Raw genomic sequence first — 22,008 nt, forward strand, 5'->3', positions numbered from 1 at the left:
AGTGCGGCCACCGGACGGCTTGCGGCTACCGGACGACGATGGTGGCGGAGCCGTGGCCGAAGAGGCCCTGGTTCACCGCGATGCCCGCGCGGGCGTCCTCGACTTGGCGGCCTTCGGCCCGGCCGCGCAGCTGCCAGGTCAGCTCGCACACCTGCGCGATGGCCTGCGCCGGGATCGCCTCGCCGAAGGACGCGAGCCCGCCGCTCGGGTTGACCGGGATGCGCCCCCCGAGGGTGGTGGCGCCGGACCGGAGCAGTTCCTCGGCGCCGCCCGGCTCGCACAGGCCGATGTCCTCGTACCAGTCCAGCTCAAGGGCCGTGGACAGGTCGTACACCTCGGCGAGCGACAGGTCGTCCGGCCCGATCCCGGCCTCCTCGTAGGCGGCGTGCGCGATCGCGGACCGGAACGGACGCTCGGGCTCCGCCGCCGCCATCGCCGAGTCCGTGGCGAAGTCGGGCAGGTCCAGGACGGTCTTGGGGAACGTCGGCGTCACCGTGGACAGCCCGGGGATGCGCACGGGGTCGGCGATGCCGTGCCGCCGCGCGAAGTCCATCGACGTCAGCACCAGCGCGGCGCCGCCGTCACTGGTGGCGCAGATGTCCAGAAGCCGCAGCGGGTCGGCGACCACGGCGGACTCGCGGACGTCCTCCAGCGTCACCTCCTTGCGGTACCGGGCATTCGGGTTCGCCAGCCCGTGCCGCGCGTTCTTCACCTTCACGGCGGCGAAGTCGTCCAGCGTCGCGCCGTGCATCGCCATGCGGCGGCGGGCGTACAGCGCGAAGTAGATCGGGTTGGTCGCGCCGAGCAGCCGGAACCGCAGCCAGTCGGGGTCGTCCGGCCGGTCGCCGCCGACGGGCTTGAAGAAACCCTTCGGCGCGGCGTCCGCGCCCACGACCAGCGCCACGTCGCACAGGCCCGCGAGGATCCGCGCGCGCGCGTTGTCGATGGCCTGCGCCCCCGAGGCGCACGCCGCGTACGAGCTGGACACCCGCGCGCCGGACCAGCCGAGCGCCTGCGCGAACGTCGCGCCGGCGATGAACCCCGGATACCCGTTGCGGATGGTGTCCGCGCCCGCGACGTACTGGACGTCCGGCCACGCGAGCCCGGCGTCGGCCAGCGCCGCCCGCGCAGCCGCCAGCCCGTACTCGACGAAGTTCCGGCCCCACTTGCCCCAGGGGTGCATCCCCGCACCCAGAACGGCGATATCGCGGCTCATCGCACGGGCCTCCACATCCAGACGGTGTATTCGGCTTCGTCGTCCTCGTACAGGGTGCCTTCGGTCAGCTCGACCTCCATGCCGACGGCGAGGTCGTCGACGGTGTGGCCGGGGGCGACCTGGCCCAGGACGACCATGCGCTCGGCTTCGAGTTCGACTGCCGCGACGGTGTAGGGGACGAACGGCTCGGGGGAGACGTACGGGGGCGGCGGCTTGTAGCGGGAGTCCGCGTAGGACCAGATGCGGCCGCGTCCGGAGAGGGCGTACGGCTCCAGCTCGGAGCCGTCCTTCGGGCCGGTGCAGCCGGGGTTGCGGCAGGCCAGCTCGTTGCGCGGGAAGTACGGCGTTCCGCACGACGCGCAGCGGGTGCCCAGCAGCCGGACGTCGCCGCCCTCGGCCGTGTACCAGCCCTCGATCGCCGGACGACGTTCCTTGGTCGTGGTCACGCGGCTCCTCCCTCGTCCGGACAGCCCCATCCGGTACAGCCCTCGTCCGGACAGCCCTCATCCGGTACCGCGCGCAGCGTAACAACCAAGCGATCGCTCCAACCCGGCCTGTCCGGTGAGCGGGACGAAACCACCACGTACCGACGCGGGGTCAGGTAACTGACTCGTCAGTCACTTCCGGTACAGTGACCGAGTCGGATTCTGCCGAGGCTGCCCACAGGGTGCGGACACGTAGGGAGAGCGCGGATGCGAACTGGACTTCAAGGCAAGACCGCCCTGGTCACCGGGGCTTCCCGGGGAATCGGAAAGGCGATCGCCACCGCGTTCGCCGCCGAGGGCGCCAACGTGGTGCTCTCCTCGCGCAAGCAGGAGGCGCTCGACGAGGTCGCCAAGGAGATCGGCAAGGCGTACCCGGACGCCGGCGTCCTCGCCAAGGCCGCGCACGTGGGCCACGCCGACGAGGCCGCCGCCTGCGTGGACGCCGCCGTCGCCGAGTTCGGCGGCCTGGACATCCTGGTCAACAACGCCGGGACCAACCCCTACTACGGGCCGATGTCCGACATCGAGCCCGCCGCCGCCGCGAAGACCGTCGAGGTCAACCAGTTCGCGATCGTCCAGTGGACCCAGCTCGCGCTGCGCGCGTCCCTGGCCGAGCGCGGCGGCGCCGTCATCAACATCGCGTCCGTCGGCGGGATGATCACCGAGCACGGCATCGGGTACTACAACGCCACCAAGGCCGCCGTCATCCACCTCAGCCGGCAGTTCGCGATGGAGCTGGCGCCGAAGGTCCGCGTCAACTGCATCGCGCCGGGACTGGTCAAGACCCACCTCGCCCGCGCGCTGTGGGAGCCCAACGAGGCGGAGATCAGCAAGCACATGCCGCTGGGGCGCCTCGGCGAACCCGAGGACATCGCGAACGCGGCGGTGTTCCTCGCCGGCGACGCATCGTCGTGGATGACGGGGCAGACCATGGTCGTCGACGGCGGCGCCACCATCCGCGCCTCGATCGCCTGAGGAGGCGCGCATGTCGAGTAAGGGCACCTCACGCTGGGGACTGACCATTCCGCTGACCGGGCTCTCGCTGGCCGAGCACCGCGAGATCGTCGAAGGGCTGTCCGCGCTCGGGTACACCGACGCCTGGTCCGCCGAGACGAACGGCACCGACGCGTTCACCCCGCTGGCGCTCGCCTCGCAGTGGGACCCGGGGCTGCGCCTCGGCCCCGCGATCGTGCCGGTCTACACGCGCGGCCCCGCGCTGCTGGCACAGCAGGCCGCGACGCTCGCCGGCCTCGCGCCCGGACGGTTCGTGCTGGGCATCGGCACCTCGTCCGACACGATCGTGGAGCGCTGGAACGGCATCCCGTTCGAGGAGCCCTACAAGCGCACCCGTGACACGCTGCGCTTCCTCCGCAAGGCCCTCGCGGGGGAGAAGGTGAAGGAGGAGTACGACACCTTCGCCGTCAAGGGCTTCAAGCTGGACAACGCGCCCGCGACGCCGCCGCCCATCGTCCTCGCGGCCCTGCGGCCCGGCATGCTGCGGCTCGCCGCCCGGGAGGCCGACGGCGCGATCACCAACTGGCTGGCGCCCAAGGACGTCCGGACGGTGCGCGGCGAGATCGGCGACGACCTCGAACTGATCGCGCGGCTGTTCGTCTGCCCGACCGACGACGCCGACGAGGCCCGCGCGATCGGCCGCTGGATGATCGCCGCGTACATGACGGTCCCCGTCTACCGGGCGTTCCACGAATGGCTCGGACGCGGTGAGGCGCTGCGCCCGATGAACGAGGCGTGGGCGGCCGGCGACCGGAAGAAGGCCCTGGAGGTCATCCCGGACGAGGTCGTCGACGACCTGATCGTGCACGGGTCCCCGGAGCGGTGCCGCGCCCGCCTCCGCGAGTACGTGGACAACGGCCTCACCACGCCCGTACTGGCCATCGTCCCCGGTGGGGGCCTCTCCCAGGCCGAGGCCGTCCGCGCTCTGGCCCCGGCCGCCGGCTGACGGCGGAGGGCCGGGGCGGCCCACCGGGCGACGCGCCGGGCGGCCCACCGGCAACGCGCCGGGCGGCCCACCGGCAACGCGCCGGGCGGCGGTGGCGGGACGGCACCGCGCGATCACGCCCCGAGGTTTACCGCCGTGAGGATCGGGGAGGGTGGGGCAGATCCGATCCGAGAAACATAGAGACGTGAGGAGCTGATCGTGCTCACGCTGACCAGCGGTGCCGTCCAGGTCATACGTACTGTGACCGCGAACCCGGAGCTTCCGCCCGAGACCGGCATCCGCATCGAGTCCGGGCTCGACGGCTCGGACGCCCTGCGGCTCTCCGTCGCCCCGGCCCCCGAGGCGGGCGACCAGGTCGTCGAGGAGGAGGGCGCCAAGGTGTACCTGGAGCCCACCGTCGCCGAGATGCTGGACGACAAGACCCTGGACGCCCAGGTCGACCCGCAGGGCGATGTGGCGTTCACCATCGCGGAGGGGTCCGAGGGGACCCCGGCCTAGGCCCCGGCCGGCCAGATTCCGAACCTGAACCGAGCTTGCGAAGCCGGGGCGCCGATCCGGTCGGCGCCCCGGCTTCAGCTCATCGCCGTATTTTCAGCTCGCCATGATTCTCAGCTCATCGCCATGACGACGGCCACCACCGCGAACGCGAACGCCGCGGTGGTGAGGATCATGAAGGCGCCGATCACCGCGCAGGCCAGGCCACGCGGCTGGTCGCGCCAGTTTCGGTAGCGGTCGCGCACCTGCCGGTCCAGTTCTTCCCGGGACGGCCGTTCCTCGCTCGGGGGGTCGGGCGAGGGCGGGGTCGTCACGGTCGCCAGTCTGGCAGACCGATCACTCGGGAAAGGACGGGTGGGGGCCGAGCGCCCAGTACTCGTAGAGTCCGTACCCCGTCGTGACGCCCGTGGGCTGCGCGCCGTTCACGTACTCGTACCGTCCGACCGCGTCGACGATGCCCCACATCCGGGCGGCGTCCTCGGGTTTGCGGGTGTCGTAGGTGACGCCCTGCACCTTGAGGTCGGGGCCCTGGTACATGCCGTGCTTCCAGTCGGGTTCCAGCCCGTAGCCGGTGCCGACCATCAGGTGGACGGGCAGGATCGGCGTGGCGCGGATCTCGAACGGCTCACCTCCCGGCGGCGCGAACCGGAGCGTGGCGGTGACCACGTCGCGGGTGCCTTCGGCGTAGACCGGGAGGTACTCGGGCCGGCCGAGGAACTCGGGTTCGCGGTCGGGCCAGACCCGGGTGGCCTCCTCCAGGATGCGGCGCCCCTTCTCGTCCTCCTGGACGATGCAGAGGATCGAGTGGTCCTCGAACTGCATCGGCGTGTACAGCCAGTAGAACGTGCCCGCGTTGTTGGCCTGGATGCCGGGCGGTTCCGGCTCGCCCACGGGACGGATGCCCCAGGAGCGGTCCCGGGAGCCCCACCAGTGGTCGGGCGTGACCTCGATGGTCTCACCGTCGATCGTGATGCTGCCCGTCCAGCGGCCGGTCTGCGCGACGCGCCGTGAGTCGAACACGACCCTTTCCTGCCAGCGCAGGTAGTGCGGGGGCTCCAGCGTGGCGGGAATCGCCCCCTCCCAGGTGAGGTCGAACGCGAGCCCGTGTTCGCTGCCGTCGAGAACGACCCTCAGCCGCTTGAGCCCTTCGATCACCTCGACGCGGAACGGTCCGACCGTGGTGTCCATCCGGTCGGCGCCCAGCTCGCGGGACGCCCGGACCACCTTGTGCACCGGCCCGCGCCGCACGACCGCGAACGCGTCCATCACCCCGAGGTTCGGGTACTGCCCGATCCCGATGATCATCATCATCTCGTCCGAGCAGGCGTGGACGTTGAAGTAGTAGCGGTCGTAGAAGTTGCGGTCGGACGTCGTGACGTGCCGCATCACCTCGGGAGCCTGGTGGATCGGGTAGTCGTCGAGCGGCGAGAGCGTCACCGGTCTCCTTCCATGATGCGGGCGAGCAGCTGCGTGCAGTTGTTGTCGTACGGGAAGTCGGAGGCCTCGTCGATCCAGCCGAAGTCGATCATCGCCTGCCCGATCCGGGCCATGATCACCGAGAATTTGAAGCCGGACAGGATCTCGTAGTACGCCATGTTCCGCATCGGCCGCCCGAGCAACTCCTCGTAGCGGGCGACCGTCTCGGCGTAGGAGGGGAAGCCGTCCAGCCGTGCCGCGCCCACGCCCTCGCAGTGGTGGCGGTCGAGGAACATGAACCAGGCGAGGTCCTCCTCCGGTGCGCCGAGCACCGCCGTCTCCCAGTCGAGGACGGCCGCCGGCACCCCCGCCTGGAAGATCACGTTGCCGATGCGCGCGTCGCCCCACAGCGCGACGGGGTCGTCCGGCTCGCCGGGCCGGTTGGCCTTCAGCCACTCCAGCGCCTTCAGCGCCGTCTCCTGCGGACCCTTGTAGGCCCAGTGCAGGTAGTGCTCGTAGTAGTTGAGCCGCTGGTCGAGGCCGGGGGCGCCCCAGGCCGGCTGGTCGAGGAACCCGAGGCCGAGTTCGCCGACGTCCAGCCGGTGCAGGTCCGCGAGGATCTCCAGGGTGGACCACCACATCGCGGCCCGCTCGTCCTGCGGGGCCTCGGTCACCCAGCCGTCCATGTGGTACGGCGGCATGTCGGTCGGGACGCGGCCGTCGATGCGCCCCATCACGAAGAACGCGGCGCCCAGCACGTCCGCGGACGGCTCGTACCAGCGGATCGGCGGCACCGGGATGCCGGTCCGCTCGTCCAGGATCCGCATCAGCCGGTACTGCTCCTCGAACCGCGGCTCGGGGAAGATCTGGTAGTTCACCGGGGCGACCCGCGCGACGAACGGCTCCCGGTGCGCGGTGCCGTCGCCGCCGGTCCATTCGGCGTCGAACATCAGGGTCTCGTTGGAGAAGCCGCTGGTCTGCGGGGTCTCCAGATGGGGGATCCGGACGCCGGGCAGATGCCCGCCGAGCCAGTCCGTCAGGCTCCGCCGGGTCACCTCGGAGTCGCGTTGGTCGGGAACGGGCATAGCGCCGCCTCCTTGCACCGGTTCGCGCCCCGAATTAGAACGTGTTCTATCAACGGGGTTCGGGCCCGGTCAATGGGGCCGGGCACCCGGTGTGGGAAACCGGCGTGGGAAAATCGCCTGATGCGTCTCACCAAACTCGGACACGCGTGCGTCCAGATCACCAAGGACGACCGGACCATCGTCATCGACCCCGGCGCGTTCAGCGGGGCGTCCGGAGCCCTCGCCGCCGCCGACGCCGTCCTGATCACCCACGAGCACTTCGACCACTTCGACGCCGACGCGCTGCGCGCCGCGATGGCCGAGCGCCCCTCCCTGGAGGTGTGGACGTCCCGCGTCGTCGCCGGGAACCTCGCCGACCTCGGCGGGCGCGTCCACCAGGTCGGCCACGGCGACGCCGTCACGGTCGCGGGCTTCGACGTCCACGTCTACGGCGAGGACCACGAGATCATGCACCCCGACCTGCCGCCGATCCCGAACGTCGGCTTCCTGCTGGACGGCGAGGTCTTCCACCCGGGCGACGCGCTGACCGTCCCGTCCGAGCCCGTCCCGACGCTGTGCCTGCCCGGCAACGCCCCCTGGATGAAGGCCGTCGACCTGTACGAGTACACGCGGGCCGTCGACCCTGGGCGCGCCTTCGCCATCCACGACGGCCTGCTCAACGACATCGGCCTCGACGTCATGAACCGCATCATCGCCGGGGCCGGGAAGGAACTCGGCAAGGAGTTCACCCGCCTCGCCCCCGGCGCCTCGGCAGACCTGGCCCGCCCGTGACCCCGCCCCCGACCCCGCCCCTGGCCAGGGACCTCCGGACTCCCCGCCCCGTCCAGGCCGTCTTCTTCGACATCGGGGAGACGCTGATCAACGAGGGGGAGATCTACGGGCGCTGGGCCGACTGGCTGGGCGTGCCGCGGCACACGTTCCTCACCAAGCTGGGTGCCGTGCTCGCCACGGGCGGCACCCACATGGATCTCTTCGAGTACTTCCGCCCGGGTTTCGACCTGGAGGTGGAGCAGCGCGGCCGCCTGGAGGCGGGCGTCCCGAACGGGTTCGGGCCCGACGACCTGTACCCGGACGCGCGCGCCTGCCTGTCCGGAATCCGCGACCAGGGCCTCTACGTCGGGATCGCGGGCAACCAGCCGGTGGAGGCGGCCGAGCAGATGGCGGCGCTCGGGCTGGACGCCGACGTCGTCGGGATTTCCGACGTGTGGGGCGTCCAGAAACCGTCGCACGAGTTCTTCGAGCGCTGCGCGCAGATCGCGGACGTTCCGCCCGACCGCGTCCTGTACGTGGGGGACCGCATCGACAACGACGTCCGTCCCGCGCTGGCGCTCGGGATGCAGGCGGCGTTCCTGCGGCGCGGCCCCTGGGGGCACATCCAGCAGGACGCCGAGGCCCTGCGCGGCTGCCTTTTCGTCCTCGACGACCTGGCCGGCCTCCCGAATCTCGTCGCCGGCCACAACACCGGCCGGCCGTGACGAGGCCCTTAACGTGACGAGGCCCTTAAGGGGCATCCCCTAATCCCGGAGTAGGGGATGCGAACGGTTCGAGCGACTGATGTGACGCGTCTCGTCCGGCTCGTAGCGTGGAGGGCATGGACGCGAATTCCGCGACCTTGTCCGCCGCTCGACGTTCACCGCTCGACGAATCGGGGAGAGAAGAACTCATGAACGGTCTCTATCGTCCGCGCCACAACCGGATGATCGCGGGTGTCTGTGCCGGGCTCGGGCACCGGTTCGGCATGTCACCCGGGACCGTCCGGCTGCTGTTCGTACTGTCGTGCCTGCTGCCCGGCCCGCAGTTCGTCGTCTACCTCGTGCTCTGGGTGATGATGCCGAACGAGGACCGCTACATGGCGAGCACCCGCTAGGCAAGATCATTGATAGTGCTTGGCCGGGCCCGCCCATAGGTGTTAGATCGTGGCACCACCATCGGACTTTTTCATCCGGCCGAGCGGCAGGCTCAGCCCGTGCGACGGCCGAGGATGTGAGAGGTTCGTTCCCCCGTGGGAAGGGAAGGAGCCACGGTGCCTGACGAGGGCCCGGGTCCCGGCGGGTCTCCGGGCGGGGCGACGCCCGCCCGCACCCCCCGGGGGCTGCCCCGTGCCGCGGACGAGTCCGCGCGCGAGTCCGAGCACGCGGCGCGGCTGCTGCGGTTCCTGCGCGATCTGGCGCGGGCCCGCCGGCGACCGTCCCGCGACCTGGCTTCCCACGACCACGTCCACTGGCTGTCCGAACTGCCCGGCGACGTCTACGTGGAGACGGACGCGGGGCCCGGCGACGTCCTGTTCAGCGTGCCGGTCATCCCGCTGACGCCCCCGGTCGTCCTGGACGAGTTCGACGGCTGGCTCGCCCTGCGCAACTGGTACCGGATCCTCCGCGACCTGGCCGGGCAGGAGGTGGTGCTCGCGACGGGCCTGCTCGACTGGCGCCCCGCCGTCCACGACCATCTGCTGAACACGCCCGTGCGCATCGTCGTCGACGAGCGCACCGACCGCATCGACGTCGTCCTCGCCGGGCGCACGAGCCTGCGCGACCGGGAACTGCTGTCCGGCCATCCCGGCTACCGTCCCGCGGACCGGGTGTCGGACGCCGTCCGTGCCGGGCAGGGCTTCGGGCTGAACACCTCGGCCGGCGACGTGCTGCGCGAATGGTGCGTCGCCGCGCTGAACACCCCCGCCGACTACCGCGAGGACTGGGCGCCGGACGCCGGCGCCGCCTCGCCCGCCCCGCGCCTGCGGCTCGCGCCCGCCCTCGTCGTCCGCCCGCCGGGCCGCCGCGCCGTCGCCGACCACCACGCCCGGCTCCTCGGCCTCCTGTCCGGCGGTGTCCCCGAGGGGCTCGCGCGGCTCGTGTCGCCGTCCAGGAAGACGCACGTCATGCATGTCCCCGAGCGTGCGCCGGAGACCGTCCCGGACCTGCTCGCCGGCCTGCTCGCCCGCGGCCACCGCGTGCTGGTCGCCACGTCCGGCGCCACCGCGTCGGGCGCGATCCGCGCCGCGCTCCCACCCGGCCTCGCCGGCCTCGCGGTCGCCGACCCGGCCGTCGCGGGCGACGCGGCGAACGAGCTCCTCGCCCGCACCGGCGCCCCCGACGTGGACGCGCTGGCCGAACGGGAGAAGAACGCCGCCCGGGAGGTCACCGAGATCGGCGAACGCCTCCGCGCCGGCACCGGCCAGGAACCGGACGGGCCGCGTGAGCGGGAGAGGGCGCAGGTGCCCGACCTGGCATGGATGCCGGTCCGGCCGGAGATGCCGCCGGGGCCGCCGATCTCCCGCTCCGAAGCCGCCGAACTCGTCGTCCTCCTCGCGGAGGAGACCGCCGAACGCAAGGCCCGCACCGCGCAGCGCGACGTCGACCCCGGCGCGCTGCCCAGCGCCGCCTACGTCCGCACGCTGATCGAGGCGGAGACGGCGGCGGCCGAACGCGCCGAGCGCTCCAAGACCGACCTGTCCCGCCGGCTGCGCGACACCGACGTCACCTTCCTGGCCCGCCTCGACGGCAACGCCTCCGTCGTCGCCGCCGCACTCCGCGACCTCGGCCTGGACGGCGACCCGGGCGGCTGGAACCCCGCCGACCTCGCCGTCCAGGCGTTCGGCGACGCCCTCGCCGACCGCCGGCCCCTCATCTGGTCGCGGGTCGCCGAGATGACCGCCCGGGCCCGGTGGGCGGAAGGCGCACTGGGGGAGATCGGCGGCCACACCATCGAGCTCCCCGGCAACGCGGACCTGCGCGGCCTCGCCGCGGCCGCGCACGACCTGCGCGCCCACCTCGCCGGCGGCGGGACCCTCAAACGCGGGCCGCTCCGCTCCTCCGCGCAGCGCCAGGCCGAGCCCCTCCTCGCCGGCGTGAAGGTCGACGGCGCCGCGCCCACCACACCGGAGCTGCTCGACCTCGTCCACACCGACCTCATGGTCCGGATCACCTGCCGCGAGCTGCAGTACGTGTGGGAGGCCGCCGGCATCTCCTTCCCGGCGGACCTCCCGCCCGCCGAACGCGTCGCGCGTTTCGTCCGCGCCCACGCCCGCCTGGGCCGCATCCGCGACGCCATGGCCGCCGTGCACGAGACCAGGCAGCTCCTCGACCGCTCCGGCCTCGCCATCCCCCTCGGCCACCCCCACCAGTGGCACGGCTACGTCACCGCGCTCCGCAACGCCCTGGAGGGCCTCGGCGTCAGCCGGGCCGCCGCCGACCTCGACGCCCTCCGCGACTCGATCGGCCCCGTCGACGACGACGATCCCTCCGAACTCCGGTCCACCCTGGCCGCCATCGACGCCCGCGACGCCGCCGCCTACGGCCGCGCCCTCGGCGCCCTCGCCGAGGCACGGCACGAACGGTCCCGCCAGATCCGCTGCGAGGAACTCCTCGCCCGCGTCCGAGCCGTCCACCCCGACCTCGCCAACCTCATGATCGCCACCGACGGCGACGAGGTCTGGCACTCCCGCACCCCGCGCTGGGACGAGGCCTGGGCCTGGGCCCGCACCGCGGCCCGGCAGACGGTCCCGGCCGAAGAACGCCTCCGCACCGCCCTGGCCGAGGCCGAGGAGCGCCTCCGGGCCGTCCGCGCCGACCTCACGGCCGCCCGCGCCTGGGCCGCCGCGCTCGCCGCCGTCCCCGCGTCCCCCGCCGGCCCGTCCGACGTCGTCCCCGCCTGGATCCTCCCGCTCTGGCGCATCCCCGAGACGCTCCCGCCCACTCCCGGCTCCTTCGACGTCGTCATCGTGGACGGCGAACACGAGGCCGGCGCCGAAGCCCTCTTCCTCCTCTGGTTCGCCCCCCGGATCATCCTCGTGGGCCCACCCGGCCCGGACCTGCCACCGCTGGAGGGCCCGCCCCCGCCCACGCTCCTCCCACGCCACCTCCACGGCGTGATAACCCCCACGACCGCCCTCTTCACGGCCCTGACCATGGAACCCCCGCCATTCGAGGAACCCACGGCGTCCGAGGTCCCCACGGCGTCCGAGGTCCCCACGGAGTCCGAGGTCCCGGCTGCGCCCGAGGTCTCGCCCAGGGCCGCGGCATCCACACGACCCGGCGACACCGCCCCGGACCCGGGAATCCCCACGTCCGCCTCGAACGCCCCGCCCCAGCGGCTGGACGCACGGGCCAGGGACCCGCGGGCCGGAGCCGCCCCGCCCGAGCCGACCGCGGCCCCGCCCGCACCGAGGCCCGCCGAGCCCGCTCCCAGCGCTCCTCCCGCTCCCCCCGCACCTCCCGCTCCTACCGCGCCATCCCGGCGTGGCGGCAGGCCCGTGGCGGACCCGGGCATCCCGCCGCGGCGGCCGGATGCCCGCGGCCGCGATTCGCGTACACCCGGACAAGACCCCGGCACCGCGAAACCGGAGCCGACAGCCCCGTCTCCGTCTCCGTCACCGGCGGGTCCCGCCCTGCCGCCTCGCCGCCTGGACGCTCCGCGCTGGAACGCACGGGTTCCGAACCAGGGTCCAACCGCCCCGACCCCGGAGCCGGAGCCGCCCGCCCGGCGTGAAGGCGCCCCCGCGTCCGGTTCGGACGTTCCACCCCGGCGGCCGGAGCGCGGCTCCGGTCCGGGCGCCACGCCTCGTGATCCGGGCCCGCCCGCGCCGGGCCCCCGGGTGCCGCCTCGGCGGCTGGACGCTCGCGGCGGCGCGCCCCACACCGCCGGTCAGGGCGAACCGCAGCCGCCCACCGCCCCGGCCCAGCCCCCGAACGTTCCCGCTCTCTGGGGTAGGCCGGGCGGGCGGCCCGGGACGGAACCGCCGGGGCCGCCCGAGCCACCGAGGCCGCCGAAGTCGCGGCCGCCCGAACCCGTGGCAGAGTTCGCGCAGGTCAGGCGCGGACAGTCGATCGTCACCTACAAGCGTCCCGAGCTGGTCGAGATAGTCGGACGCATCGCCGCGCGCGAGCCGGACCTCTCGGATGAACAGATCATCGAGCTGGTGCGACGCCTCCTCGGATGCCCCGAGGGCGAGGAACTCCTCGTCGGCGCCCGGCTCCGCTACGCCGTGGAGGCGTACCGCGAACAGTCCGGCGACGCCTGACCGGCCATGGGAGTGAACCGGCCGGAGGGTAAAGGCCAGCCATAGGAATAGAGCATTCCGTTCTGGTATATTGGAACGGAACAGTTCGTTCTCTTTTGGGGTCGTGATGCGGATACTTGATCGCCGGACGCTGAACCGGGCGGCCCTGGAGCGGCAGCTCCTCCTGAAACACTCCCACATGCCTGTCCGTGACGCGGTCGCGAGGCTCGTCGCCATCCAGGCCCAGGAAACCAACATGCCCTACTTCGGCCTGTGGGCAAGGCTGGCCGGTTTCCGCCACCACGAACTCACCGACTTGATGACCGACCGTTCCGTCGTGCGCGGCTCGATCCTCCGCGGGACGCAGCACATGGCGCTTGCCGAGGACTACCTGTGGCTCCGTCCCCTCATCGGCGACAGCATCCTGCGCGGGCGGCAGGCCGCGTACGGGCGCGTCACCAAGGACTGGGACCTGGACGAGCTGGCCACCGAGGCCCGCAGGCTCCTGGACGGCCGGACCCTCACCCGCCCCGAGCTCGCCCGGAGCCTCGCCGAACTCTGGCCGGGCCGCGATCTGCAGGCCCTCGGGTGGTCGGCGCAGGCACTGCTGCCCATCGTCCACCCGCCGCCCCGGGGCACCTGGAACACCGGCGGCGCCACCCCGTTCGCCCTGGCGGAGGAGTGGATCGGCCAGCCCCTCCACGACGCCGCCCCCGACCGCCTGATCCGCCGGTACCTCGCCGCGTTCGGGCCCGCCTCGGTCAAGGACTTCCAGATGTGGTCCGGCCTGCGCCGCATGGACGCCGCCTTCGCAGAACTCCGCCCGGCCCTGGAGGTCTACGAGGACGAGAACGGCGTGGAACTCTTCGACCTCCCCGACGCACCCCTCCCGGACCCCGACGTCCCCGCCCCCGTCCGCTTCCTCCCCTACTTCGACAACCTGATCCTCGCCTACGCCGACCGCACACGCCTGATGACGGACGAGCAGCGCAAGGCCGTCTGCGTGGGTGCGATAACGAACCCCACGCTCCTCATCGACGGGCGCGTCCACGGCATGTGGACGCTGAAGCACGACAGGAAGGCCGACCGCGCCGACCTGGCCATCGACCTTTTCGCCCCCCTTCCCGACGGTGCCGCCGTGGAAGAGGAAGCCGCGCGCCTCCTGCACTTCGCCGCGCCCGACGCGTCCCACACCGTCCGGTTCAACCTCCGGTCGTGATCCAACCCGCCGGGAAGCGGGCCGCATGGCGGGGAGCGGGTTTGCTGAATCGGTGTGTCGTGTCGGTGTTCGTCTGTACAAATGTCTGCGTGACCGAATGGGGCGAGGACGCGCTGGCGGGTCTGCGTGCCGCCGCGCACCGGGGTGACGGGGCAGCCGGATACGAGTTGCTCCGGGTGCGCCCCCTCGAACCGGTGCTGCAGTACGCGGGGGACGTGCTCGTGGCCGCGCTCGCCGAGCGCGTGGCCGGCGCGGAGTCCCTGGCCCGTGAGTGCGTGGATCGGCTCGGCCGGCGGGACCATCCGGGGGACGCCGAGCTGGCCGGCGAGGTCGCCGACGCGCTGGGCGCCCACCCCGGTTCAGGACTCGTGGAGCTGACCGCCGACCTGGGGGCCGTGGCGGCGGCCATGGACGGCGGGCTGCACATCCTGGACGTCGCGCGAGGCGATGTCCTCCCCTTGGACGAAGGGGAGGACGGCATCCCGATCCCGCCGTGCGCCCTGCCGGAGGGGGAGGACGCGCGGCGGGGCGCGGCGCGGCGCTGGCTGGCCGGGCAGGGGTTCCGGCCTGCTCCGCGAGGGGCGCTCTAGTTCCGCGAGGGGCGCTCTAGTTCCGCGAGGGATCAGGAGCCGGGGCGGACCAGCGGGAACGGGATCGTCTCGCGGATGCTGCGGCCGGTGAGGGTGATCATGAGGCGGTCGATGCCCATGCCCATGCCGCCCGCCGGGGGCATCGCGTACTCCAGGGCGCGCAGGAAGTCCTCGTCCAGTTCCATGGCCTCGGGGTCGCCGCCGGCGGCCTGGAGCGACTGCTCGGTGAGCCGCTTCCGCTGGAGGATGGGGTCGATCAGTTCGGAGTAGGCGGTGCCGAGTTCGAGGCCGAAGACGATGAGGTCCCATTTCTCGGCGAGACGCGGGTCCGCGCGGTGCGGGCGGGTGAGCGGGGACGTCTCGGCCGGGTAGTCGCGGACGAAGGTGGGCGCCGTCAGCCCCTCCTCGATCAGCGACTCGAACAGCTCCTGGACGATCTTGCCCTGGCCCCACTGCGGGTTGAAGTTCAGGCCGAGGCTCACGGCGAACGACCGGACGGTGGCCACAGGCGTGTCGGGGGTGATCTCCTCACCGAGGGCCTTGGAGACGGACTCGTAGACGGTGATCTCCTGCCACGGTTCGGCCAGATCGTACTCGACGCCGTCGCGGACGATCACGGTGGTGCCGAGTGCCGCGCGGGCGGCGTCCACGACCAGAGAGCGGGTCAGGTCGGCCATCGTGTCGTAGTCGCCGTAGGGTTCGTAGGCCTCCAGCATCGTGAACTCGGGGTTGTGCTTGGGGGAGACGCCCTCGTTGCGGAAGTTGCGGTTCAGCTCGAACACGCGGCCGACGCCGCCGACGAGGAGGCGCTTCAGGTACAGCTCGGGTGCGATGCGCAGGTAGAGCTGCATGTTGTAGGCGTTGATGCGGGTGGTGAACGGGCGGGCGGTGGCGCCGCCGTGGACGGGCTGCAGCATCGGCGTCTCGACTTCGAGGTAGCCGCGTTCGCGGAGGCCGTCGCGGACGGCGGCGACGGCGTCGCCGCGCATCCGGAGCATCCGGCGGGACTCGTCGTTGACGATGAAGTCGACGTACCGCTGCCGGACGCGGGCCTCCGGATCCGACAGCCCGGCGCGCTTGTTCGGCAGCGGCCGCAGGCACTTGGCGGCGAGCCGCCACGAGGACGCCAGCACCGACAGTTCACCGCGCCGGGACGTGACGACCTCGCCTTGGACGCCGACCTGGTCGCCGAGGTCGATCAGCGTCTTCCAGTGGCGCAGGGACTCCTCGTCGAGGGCGTCGGCGGTCAGCATGACCTGCAGGTCGGCGGTCTCGTCCCGCAGGGTGACGAAGATGAGGCGGCCGTGTTCGCGGGCGAGGACGACGCGTCCCGCGATCGCCACGCGGCAGCCCGTGCGGGTGTCCGGTGCGAGGCCGGGGAATCGGGAGCGGATGTCGGCGGCGAAGTCGGTGCGTTCGCAGCCGAGCGCGTAGGGCTCCATCCCGGCGTCGCGGATCTGGTCGAGTTTGGCGTGCCTGACCCGCTCCTGCTCCGACAGCCGGCGCTGCGGCGCGCGGGCCGCGTCGGCGGCCTCCTCGATCCGCTGGATCTCGTCGACGAGGTCGGCGGACGGGGCCATGGCGGCGGCCCGGTCCAGCTTGGGCCGGTTCAGGTTCGGCAGGAACCCTTCGGCGCGGGCGTAGGCGAGGCCCAGCCGGACGAGGTGACGGCCCTGCATGTAGCAGATGTAGCGGGGACGCCAGTGGGGCAGGTACTTGGCGTTCGACAGGTACAGCGATTCGAGCTGCCAGAACTTCGACGCGAACGACAGGAACCGGTAGTACAGGCGCGCGACGGGACCGGCGCCGATCTGGGAGCCGCGCGCGAACGCGGCGCGCAGCATCGCGAAGTTCAGCGAGAGCTGCTGCGCGCCGACGGCGGCGGCCTTCTCGGCGAGCTTGGCGACCATGTACTCGTTCAGCCCGTTCTCGGCGAGCCGGTCGCGGCGCATCAGGTCCAGCGACAGCCCGGCGCGTCCCCACGGGACGAAGCTGAGCAGCCCGCGCAGGTCGCCCCCGGCGTCGAACGCCTCGACCATGACGCAGCGGCCGTCGGTCGGGTCGCCGAGGCGGCCGAGGGCCATGGAGAAGCCGCGTTCGGTGTCCTCGCCGCGCCACGCGTCGGCGCTGCGGATCAGCTTGGCCATCTCCCAGGCGGGGATCTGCGAGTGCCGCCGGATCCGCACCGAGTACCCGGCCCGCTCGACGCGCCGGACGGCCTGGCGGACCTGCCGCATCTCGCGTCCTTCCAGGTTGAAGTCGGTGAGGTCGACGACGGCCTCGTCGCCGAGTTCCAGCGCGTCGAACCCGTGCCGGCGGTAGATGTGCGCGCCGCGTTCGCCGACGCTGACCGCGCCGGGGATCCAGGCGTGGGCGCGGCACTCCTCCAGCCACGCCTCGATCGCCTGGTCCCACGATTCGGGGTCGCCGAGCGGGTCGCCGCTGGCCAGGGAGACCGAACCCTCCACCCGGTAGGCGATCGCCGCCTTACCGTTCGGTGCGACCATGATGTCCTTGTCGCGGCGCAGCGCGAAGTAGCCGAGGGAGTCCTGGTCGCCGTACTCGGCGAGCAGCGTGCGCGCCGCCAGCTCCTCCTGGGCGCTCAGGACGGGGTCCTGGCGGCCCGGCCGGAACATCGCCCAGAACGTGACGATCAGCAGCCCGGTCCCGAGGACCCACAGGATCGCGTCGACCCAGAACGGCACGTGGACGTCGATCGGCTTGCCCGTCACGCGCGGCCCGAGGACGGTCTGGGAGATCGCGTAGACCGGCTGCGTCCAGAAGGCGCCGCTGAGGTCCCGGTCGGTGACGGTGACCAGGAGCGTGCCGATTCCGCAGGTCACGACCAGGAGGCTGGTGAAGACGAGGGTGGCGAGCCGGCGGTTGGCGCGGTCGGGCAGCGTGGTGAACTGCCCCCGCGCGCTGATCAGCAGGGCGAGGACGGCGAGGTAGACGGCGGCGCTGACGATCAGCCCGACGGGGGTGCCCTTGTCCGGGTTGAGGATCGTCGTCAGGACGGCGGTGACGCCGAGCGCCGTCGGCAGGCAGAAGATCAGGATGAGGATCCGCCAGGCGGCCTTCTTGCGCCGCCGGATCCCCATCGACAGCAGGATCCAGACGAGGCCGATGGGCACGCTCGGGAACCAGCCGAGGTACCCGATCCAGCGCAGCGCCCAGATATCGGCTATCTCAAGGATGAGACCATAGGAGACCCAGGCGAGCAGCGACAGGATCCCGGAGAGACGGGTGTACCAGAAGAAGATCGTCGGCGCGGACTGGATCAGCCGCCCCCATTCGCCCCGCAGGCCGCCCCCGCCCTGCGGGTCCTTCCCCGCCGCCGTCCCCCGGTCGCCGCGCGGCGCGGTCCTGTCGCTCGCAGCGGGGTCCTTCGCAGCGGGGTCCTTCGCACCGGGGTCATTAGCAACGGGATCGTTCGCAGTGGGATCGTTCACAGCGGGGTCGTTCACAGCGGGGTCATCAGTAGCGGGTGTCACGTCCACCATGCTTCCGTCCGTACGGGTGGGTACTGCGGCGAACCTCGGCGTGACGCCGGACGTCGTACGGGTAGGGGGATGTGGCTTGCAAGCTCGGTCCAAGGTTGTCAGCAAAAGTCGATATGGTCGCGGATATGCCAAGTGAACCCACCGGTGAGCGATTGCTCGCCCGCCGTTACCGACTGGTGACCCAGGTCGGCCGGGGCGGAATGGGGACGGTCTGGCAGGCACACGATGAGGTCCTCGGTCGTGATGTCGCGGTGAAGGAGGTCATCCTCCCGCATGGTCTCACCGATGAGGAACGCGCCGTCCACCATAAGCGCACGTTCCGTGAGGCCCGTACCGCCGCGCGGCTCGGCCATCCCGGCGTCGTCACCGTCTACGACGTCGTCGAGGAGGACGACCGGCCCTGGATCATCATGGAGCTCATCAAGGCGCGCTCCCTCGATCAGGTGATCAAGCAGGACGGGCCGCTGGAGACGCGCCGCGCCGCCGAGATCGGCCGGCAGATGCTCGCCGCGCTGCACGCCGCGCACGACGCCGGCGTCCTGCACCGCGACGTCAAGCCCAGCAATGTGCTCATCACGGGTACGGGGCGGATGGGCGAGCGTGCCGTCCTCACCGACTTCGGCATCGCCACCGCCTCCGGCGACGCCACCCTCACGCAGACCGGGCTGGTCATGGGCTCGCCCGCCTACATCGCTCCCGAACGCGCCCGCGGCCGCGTCGCCGGCCCGGCCTCCGACCTGTGGTCGCTCGGCGTCACCCTCTACGCGATGATGAACGGCAAGTCGCCGTTCGAACGGTCCGAGCCGATGGCGGCGCTGGTCGCGGTGATCTCCGACGAGCCCGACCCGCCGCAGAACGGCGGCCGGCTCAACCCGGTCATCGACGGGCTGCTGCGCAAGAACCCCGACCAGCGGATGGACGCCATCGAGGCCGGCGCCCTGCTGGACGAGATCGTCCGCCGGGAGACCGTCGACACGCAGCGCACCATGGCCGTCGAGTTCTCCATGGACGAGCTCCCCGGCGCCCAGCCGGCGGCCCCGGCCCCGGAAACGCACGGGCCGGGATCACACGGGCCGGGATCACACGGGCCGGAGTCGTACGGGGCGCAGCCGTATGCGGAGGGATACGCCGAGCCCTACCCGGAGACGTACGCGCCCGACCAGCCGATCCCCGGGGAGATGGACGACCCCGGCGGCGCCACGAGCGTCGACCCGGTCCGTGGGGCGGCCGGCCCGGAGGCGTCCGAAGCCCGCCCGGACCAGCTGACCAGCTTCGACATCCCGGCCGGCAAGTCCGCCAGAACCGGAAGGCCCGGCGGCGCCGGCAAGGGAGGCGGCACCGGTGACGGGGACGGCGCGAAGGCCGGCCCCGGCGAGACGGCGCCCGACCCGGACCGCGTCTCGTCCTGGCGCTCCGGCCGGCGGACCAAGCCCACCGGCGGCGCGGTGCCCGCGGCCCACGGGTCGCCGGGCCACGGCGCCCCGAGACACGGGCCCTCCGGCGATGCGGGCTCAGGTCACGCGGGTTCGGGCTCAGGTCACGCGGGTTCGGGCTCAGGTCACGCGGGTGCAGGTCTCGGGGGCCTCGACCACGGGACCGCGACGCACTTCCCGCCGACGACGCACGCGACCGGGCGCCCGGCCCTGGCCTCCAACCGGAACGTGCTGGTCATCGCCGTGGTGGTGCTGATCGTCATCGTGGTCGTCGCGAGCATCGCCCTCGCGAACGGCGGCGGCGACGGCGGGAAGAAGGCCCGCAACGAGGGCGCCACGACTCCGGTGACCGGCGGCGACAACGTGTCCGCCACCGCGACGTCCGCGGAACCGAGCGCCACGGCGAGCGGGGGGCTGCCCGCCGGCTTCACGATGCACGAGGACCGCAGCGGCTACTCCGTGCCCGTCCCGGAGGGCTGGAGCGGGCCGGAACGCAAGAACGGCGGCGACTACTTCTACTCGCCCGACCGCAAGGTCTACATCCAGATCGACCAGACCGACGACCCGGGCGACAGCGCGATCGACGACTGGCGGCGGCAGGAGCGCGGCGGTTCCGGCTGGCCCGGCTACGACCTGATCGGGATCGAGCCGACCGGCGACGAGCCGCCCGTCCCCGACACGGGCGACGGCGACGACTCGGCCGACTGGGAGTTCACCTTCGACGGCGCAGGCGGCCGCCAGCACATCCTCAACCGGGGCTTCGTGACGGACGGGCACGGCTACGCCATCCTGCTGCGCGCCCCCGACAAGGACTGGGACAAGGTGCTCTCCGATCTCCAGCCGGTCTACCGGTTCTTCGAACCCGCGGACGACTGATGGAAGGCCGTGTCCTGGCGGGCCGGTACCGGCTCGAGTCCGTGGTCGGACGTGGCGGCATGGGCACGGTCTGGCGCGCCCGCGACGAGACCCTCGACCGGGACGTCGCCGTCAAGGAGGTCGTCCTGCCCGCCGGGCTGAGCGACGACGAGCGCGACAACCGGCACCGCCGGACGCTGCGCGAGGCCCGCGCGTCGGCGCGGCTGAACCATCCGGGCGTCGTGACCGTACACGACGTCGTGGACGAGGACGACCGGCCATGGATCGTCATGGAGCTGGTACGGGCCCGTTCTCTCCAGGACATCGTGGACGAGGACGGGCCGCTGCCCTCCGGCCGCGTCGCGACGATCGGGCGGCAGGTCGCGGGGGCGCTGCGCGCCGCGCACGCGATCGGCATCCTGCACAGGGACGTCAAGCCCGCCAACGTGCTCGTCGCGGACGACGACCGGGCGGTCCTCACCGACTTCGGCATCGCGCAGATGGCGGGGGACGCGACGCTCACCGGCACCGGCCTGATCATCGGGTCGCCCGCGTACATGTCGCCGGAGCGGGTGAACGGCGACCCCGCGATCCCCGCGTCCGACCTGTGGGCGCTCGGCGCCACCCTCTACGCCGCGACCGAGGGCAGGGCGCCGCACCATCGCAGCGACGCGATGGCCGTCCTCGCCGCCGTGATGACGCAGGACGTCCCGCCGCCGAAGAACGCGGGCCCGCTCGCGCCCGTCCTCACCGGCCTGCTGGAGCGCGACCCGGTCCGGCGGCTGAGCGGCGACCGCGCCGAGGAGGCCCTCAAGGCGATCGCCTCCGGTCACGCCGCCGGCCTGGCCGCCGCCCAGATCGCGTCGGGCGAGGCGACGACGGCGGACCCGGCCGCGGATGCCGCCGCACCCCATGCCGCCGCCGCACCCCATGCGGCCGGGCCGCAGCCGCCGCCGGGACAGCCCGTCCCAGGCCCGGTCCCGGAAATGACCGCGCAGTACCCGCCGGGACCGGGCACCCAGTGGACGCCCGGCCACGCGCCGCCCGCGCCGCCGGCCGCGTCCGGGACGAGGCGGAAACGGTCGGTCGTGCCGCCGATCCTCGCCGGAGCCGCCGTGGCTGCGGTGATCCTGGCCTCGGCCGGGTTCCTGCTGTGGCCGGACGGAACCTCCGGCGGTGGACCGGGCGCCTCGCGGCAGCCGACGACCGTCGCGAAGCAGTCCGCGCCGGACACGCCCACCCCACCGGCCACGTCCCCGTCGGCGTCCCCGGCGAGGTCGGGCGCCCAGGGCCGCAGGCCCGTCCCGGACGGGCTCGTCCCGGCGCGCGGCCCCGGCTTCACGATCGGCGTCCCGCGCGGGTGGCAGCGTTCCGTGCGAGGCAACAGCGTCGTCTGGAACGACCCCGCGAGCAGCGCCTACGTGCAGGTCGACCGGACGCCGTGGTCGGGCGACCCGTACGACCACTGGCTGATCTGGGAGCGGCAGGCCATCGCCGACGGGAAACTGGCGAACTTCAACCGGATCTCGATCACCCGCACGACCGTCGCCGGCGTGCCCGCCGCCGACATCGAGTTCACCTGGTCCCGCAGCGACGGCGCCGCCCGGGCGCGCGACCGCGGAGTGGTCCACCAGGGCAGGCCGTACGCCGTGGTGGTCGCGGTACCCGCGTCCCAGTGGAACGAGAACGAGGCACTCGTGAACAATGTGCTCGACACGTTCCGTCCCTCCGGGGTGGGATGACCGACGGGGGGACC

General features: G+C 72.6%; 17 protein-coding genes. 11 read left to right on the forward strand and 6 right to left on the reverse strand.

Features of this window, described 5'->3' with window-relative positions:
* Positions 1 to 25 precede the first annotated feature (25 nt).
* On the reverse strand, positions 26 to 1,216 hold the full coding sequence (locus ACGFK0_RS04275) for a lipid-transfer protein (protein ID WP_392899903.1): 1,191 nt from the start codon (positions 1,214 to 1,216) through the stop codon (positions 26 to 28).
* Positions 1,213 to 1,662, reverse strand: coding sequence for a Zn-ribbon domain-containing OB-fold protein (locus ACGFK0_RS04280; RefSeq protein WP_392899906.1), 450 nt, complete (start codon positions 1,660 to 1,662; stop codon positions 1,213 to 1,215). Before ACGFK0_RS04280 ends, ACGFK0_RS04275 begins: the two co-directional genes overlap by 4 nt.
* Before the next feature lie 246 nt (positions 1,663 to 1,908).
* Between ACGFK0_RS04280 and ACGFK0_RS04285 the strand changes: the two genes are divergently transcribed.
* The 3 genes from ACGFK0_RS04285 (at position 1,909) to ACGFK0_RS04295 (ending at position 4,159) form a co-directional block, all read left to right on the forward strand.
* A complete protein-coding gene (locus ACGFK0_RS04285) occupies positions 1,909 to 2,676 on the forward strand; it encodes an SDR family oxidoreductase (protein ID WP_358452659.1) in 768 nt (255 codons plus the stop codon).
* A 10-nt stretch (positions 2,677 to 2,686) separates the two neighbouring features.
* On the forward strand, positions 2,687 to 3,661 hold the full coding sequence (locus tag ACGFK0_RS04290) for an LLM class F420-dependent oxidoreductase (protein ID WP_392899909.1): 975 nt from the start codon (positions 2,687 to 2,689) through the stop codon (positions 3,659 to 3,661).
* A gap of 198 nt (positions 3,662 to 3,859) precedes the next feature.
* Entirely contained in the window at positions 3,860 to 4,159 is a 300-nt protein-coding gene (locus ACGFK0_RS04295; RefSeq protein WP_392899911.1) for a Fe-S cluster assembly protein HesB, read from the forward strand.
* A gap of 110 nt (positions 4,160 to 4,269) precedes the next feature.
* Here ACGFK0_RS04295 and ACGFK0_RS04300 read toward each other — a convergent pair whose 3' ends face one another.
* The 3 genes from ACGFK0_RS04300 to ACGFK0_RS04310 are packed head-to-tail and all read right to left on the reverse strand — an operon-like array spanning position 4,270 to position 6,657.
* On the reverse strand, positions 4,270 to 4,470 hold the full coding sequence (locus ACGFK0_RS04300; protein ID WP_392899914.1) for a hypothetical protein: 201 nt from the start codon (positions 4,468 to 4,470) through the stop codon (positions 4,270 to 4,272).
* Positions 4,471 to 4,492: 22 nt separating this feature from the next.
* Positions 4,493 to 5,593, reverse strand: coding sequence for a hypothetical protein (locus tag ACGFK0_RS04305; RefSeq protein ID WP_392899916.1), 1,101 nt, complete (start codon positions 5,591 to 5,593; stop codon positions 4,493 to 4,495).
* Positions 5,590 to 6,657: a phosphotransferase family protein gene (locus ACGFK0_RS04310; protein WP_392899919.1), complete on the reverse strand. Its 1,068-nt coding sequence runs from the start codon at positions 6,655 to 6,657 to the stop codon at positions 5,590 to 5,592. The genes ACGFK0_RS04305 and ACGFK0_RS04310 overlap by 4 nt, the downstream gene beginning before the upstream one ends.
* Before the next feature lie 120 nt (positions 6,658 to 6,777).
* Between ACGFK0_RS04310 and ACGFK0_RS04315 the strand changes: the two genes are divergently transcribed.
* The 6 genes from ACGFK0_RS04315 to ACGFK0_RS04340 all read left to right on the forward strand — a co-directional run bounded on the left by ACGFK0_RS04315 (position 6,778) and on the right by ACGFK0_RS04340 (position 14,461).
* Positions 6,778 to 7,428 (forward strand): MBL fold metallo-hydrolase, encoded by a 651-nt coding sequence (locus ACGFK0_RS04315; protein ID WP_392899922.1) that lies wholly within the window; start codon positions 6,778 to 6,780, stop codon positions 7,426 to 7,428.
* Positions 7,425 to 8,132, forward strand: coding sequence for an HAD family hydrolase (locus tag ACGFK0_RS04320; protein WP_392899925.1), 708 nt, complete (start codon positions 7,425 to 7,427; stop codon positions 8,130 to 8,132). The genes ACGFK0_RS04315 and ACGFK0_RS04320 overlap by 4 nt, the downstream gene beginning before the upstream one ends.
* 188 nt (positions 8,133 to 8,320) lie before the next feature.
* Positions 8,321 to 8,524 (forward strand): PspC domain-containing protein, encoded by a 204-nt coding sequence (locus ACGFK0_RS04325; protein WP_392899928.1) that lies wholly within the window; start codon positions 8,321 to 8,323, stop codon positions 8,522 to 8,524.
* 156 nt (positions 8,525 to 8,680) lie between these two features.
* Positions 8,681 to 12,673, forward strand: a complete 3,993-nt coding sequence (locus tag ACGFK0_RS04330) for a hypothetical protein (RefSeq protein ID WP_392899935.1) — start codon at positions 8,681 to 8,683, stop codon at positions 12,671 to 12,673.
* A 106-nt stretch (positions 12,674 to 12,779) separates the two neighbouring features.
* Positions 12,780 to 13,871, forward strand: coding sequence for a winged helix DNA-binding domain-containing protein (locus ACGFK0_RS04335; protein WP_392899938.1), 1,092 nt, complete (start codon positions 12,780 to 12,782; stop codon positions 13,869 to 13,871).
* Between the two features lie 89 nt (positions 13,872 to 13,960).
* Positions 13,961 to 14,461: a hypothetical protein gene (locus tag ACGFK0_RS04340; RefSeq protein ID WP_392899940.1), complete on the forward strand. Its 501-nt coding sequence runs from the start codon at positions 13,961 to 13,963 to the stop codon at positions 14,459 to 14,461.
* 32 nt (positions 14,462 to 14,493) lie between these two features.
* Here ACGFK0_RS04340 and lysX read toward each other — a convergent pair whose 3' ends face one another.
* On the reverse strand, positions 14,494 to 17,745 hold the full coding sequence (gene lysX, locus ACGFK0_RS04345) for a bifunctional lysylphosphatidylglycerol synthetase/lysine--tRNA ligase LysX (protein WP_392901421.1): 3,252 nt from the start codon (positions 17,743 to 17,745) through the stop codon (positions 14,494 to 14,496).
* Positions 17,746 to 18,089: 344 nt separating this feature from the next.
* Between lysX and ACGFK0_RS04350 the strand changes: the two genes are divergently transcribed.
* Both ACGFK0_RS04350 and ACGFK0_RS04355 read left to right on the forward strand, forming a co-directional pair.
* Positions 18,090 to 20,273: a serine/threonine-protein kinase gene (locus ACGFK0_RS04350; protein ID WP_392899943.1), complete on the forward strand. Its 2,184-nt coding sequence runs from the start codon at positions 18,090 to 18,092 to the stop codon at positions 20,271 to 20,273.
* The gene (locus ACGFK0_RS04355) at positions 20,273 to 21,994 is read left to right on the forward strand and encodes a serine/threonine-protein kinase (RefSeq protein ID WP_392899946.1); all 1,722 of its coding nucleotides are present in this window, start codon (positions 20,273 to 20,275) and stop codon (positions 21,992 to 21,994) included. Before ACGFK0_RS04350 ends, ACGFK0_RS04355 begins: the two co-directional genes overlap by 1 nt.
* The last annotated feature ends 14 nt before the right edge of the window (positions 21,995 to 22,008 follow it).

Source organism: Spirillospora sp. NPDC048823 (assembly GCF_043198445.1).
In the GTDB taxonomy this organism is placed as follows: Bacteria; Actinomycetota; Actinomycetes; order Streptosporangiales; family Streptosporangiaceae; genus Spirillospora.